The sequence below is a fragment of the Escherichia sp. E4930 genome (assembly GCF_005845405.1).
In the GTDB taxonomy this organism is placed as follows: domain Bacteria; phylum Pseudomonadota; class Gammaproteobacteria; order Enterobacterales; family Enterobacteriaceae; genus Escherichia.
Genome location: NZ_VCDZ01000069.1, coordinates 1 through 2,114 on the forward strand (window position 1 = coordinate 1; position 2,114 = coordinate 2,114).

3 protein-coding genes are annotated in these 2,114 nt (G+C 47.4%); all 3 read left to right on the forward strand.

Annotated features, from left to right (window positions below):
- Positions 1-11 precede the first annotated feature (11 nt).
- A complete protein-coding gene (locus tag FFT88_RS25030; RefSeq protein WP_135406019.1) occupies positions 12-650 on the forward strand; it encodes a ParB N-terminal domain-containing protein in 639 nt (212 codons plus the stop codon).
- A gap of 77 nt (positions 651-727) precedes the next feature.
- Positions 728-997 carry a PerC family transcriptional regulator gene (locus FFT88_RS25035; RefSeq protein WP_047628619.1) on the forward strand — a complete coding sequence of 90 codons (270 nt, stop codon included), beginning with the start codon at positions 728-730 and terminating at the stop codon, positions 995-997.
- Positions 998-1,499: 502 nt separating this feature from the next.
- On the forward strand, positions 1,500-2,114 hold a 615-nt coding region (locus FFT88_RS25040; RefSeq protein WP_135406029.1), incomplete at its 3' end, for a CRISPR-associated endonuclease Cas3''.

A 2,114-nucleotide genomic window follows, 5' to 3' on the forward strand; every position in this document is an offset into this window, starting at 1 on the left:
AGGAGGAAGGAATGGGGGATTCTGTGACACCGGAGATGCTGGGCGACATGATTCGTCAGTACTTCAGCCAGGCACGAACTGAAGAAGAAACCATACAGGCCCTGAATCATCTGCGCAGGGTACTTCATGAAGTCAGTCCTTTTGCACAGGAGCCTGTGGACTGTGTGCTGTGGGTGAAAGCAGATGAGGTGGTGGCCAACGATTATAACCCCAATGTCATGGCGCCGGGTGAGAAGAAACTGCTGAAACAGTCCCTGGAGAAGGATGGTTTCACTCAGCCAGTGGTTGTGTCAGAGGAGAAGAACCATTATCTGGTGGTGGATGGTTTTCATCGTCAGTTACTGGGCAGGGAAGCAGGTACGGGAGAACGTCTGAAGGGCTGGTTGCCAGTGACCTGTATTAATCCGGACAGAAAGGGACAGGCCTCTCGTATTGCTGCGACCATCCGACATAACCGGGCCAGGGGGAAACACCAGATAACCTCAATGTCTGATATTGTCAGGGACCTTTCACGCCTGGGCTGGACGGATGAACGCATTGGCACTGAGCTGGGTATGGACCAGGATGAAGTGCTGAGACTGAAACAGATTAGTGGGCTGACGGAATTGTTTCAGGAAGAGGATTTCAGCCCGGCATGGACGGTTCGCTGAGACCGTCAGATATGTATACATTTCAGTGAGTTAATGTTTTGAGCAGGAAAAAGAGTACCCCGGAAGTTGTGGAAGACATTGTTGCGCAGAAACTGGAGGCTGCAGGTTACTGGCGCAGAGCTTCTGCCCGCTGGCTTTTTGTTATGGGCAATGTTGAATGTACAGAAGCACAACGGGAGTGGTTGTTGTTGCGACGGGAATATTGTCTGGCGCAGATATCGTCTCCGCCGCTACCTGAAAAGCTGGATATCAGCGAAGTAGCGAAAGCTGCAGATGCCACGCTGAGGCGAATGGGGATTGCCAGCCCGTCCGGGGAGGTATTCAGAAAAGGTATACCTACCTGTTGATATTCAGGTAACCGGTATTAATGATGAAGAAAGGGATGGCAAACAGTATATCAATGACATGGCAGCTTTTATGCGATGAAGAAAACGCCTTCTGAATCAGGCAGAGTTCTAACTTATTCTGCAGGGAATCAGTATAACAGGCTGTGCTGGCTTTACGCTTACGTATGCCCCCTGTTCCCCGCGAAAACAACAGCAGTTGTTCCATCAGCAATAAATTGTTTGTTTGGATTCTGAACTACCTGTCAAAATAAGGGGAAATATAACCGGTGCCGTGATATTTCCGAATATTTACCGACAGAGTATATGACATACAGCCAGACTGCCAAATTATTGTTGTTTTATGGCGGATTATACAAAAAAGGTGTGCGTTGGAGAATATTGAAGTTTTTTATTTGTCCTGAAATGAAAAGACATTAAAGATGTGTGAAACTATTTTTTCGACTTTTGTAAAGCAATGCAGCGGAAATATATTCAGGTTTGGCATGATGAGACTTTTGTTAATATGACTTTTTGGGATTTTTGGGGAAAAACCCGACGTGGCGAGAAAGAGGGCGGCGACGACTATCATCTACTTTGCTGGCATTCGCTGGATGTAGCCGCGACGGGTTATTTAATGGTCAAAAACAACTGTTTCGGGTTGGCTGACTATTTTCGTCAATTAGGTTTCGCTGACACGGAGCAGCCAGCACAATTTTTCGCCTGGTTGTTGTGCTGGCACGATACGGGAAAATTTGCCCGCTCATTTCAGCAACTTTACCTGCACCCACAACTCAGGAGGCCGGAAGGTGCCAGAAAAAATTACGAAAAAATCTCTCATTCAACGCTGGGCTACTGGTTGTGGCATCATTATTTAAGAGGATGCGAAGAGTTGCTTCCTTCATCTTCACTCTCTCCGCGCAAGCTCAAACGGGTAATAGATATGTGGATGCCCGTAACTACCGGGCATCATGGTCGGCCTCCTGACCGTATTGATGAACTGGATAATTTTCTGCCTGAAGATAAAGCTGCTGCACGAGATTTTCTCATTGCAATCAAACCACTGTTTCCGCTCATCGAGATCCCCGCATTCTGGGATGAGGACGAGGGCGTTGAACTTATAAAACAACTTTCCTGGTAT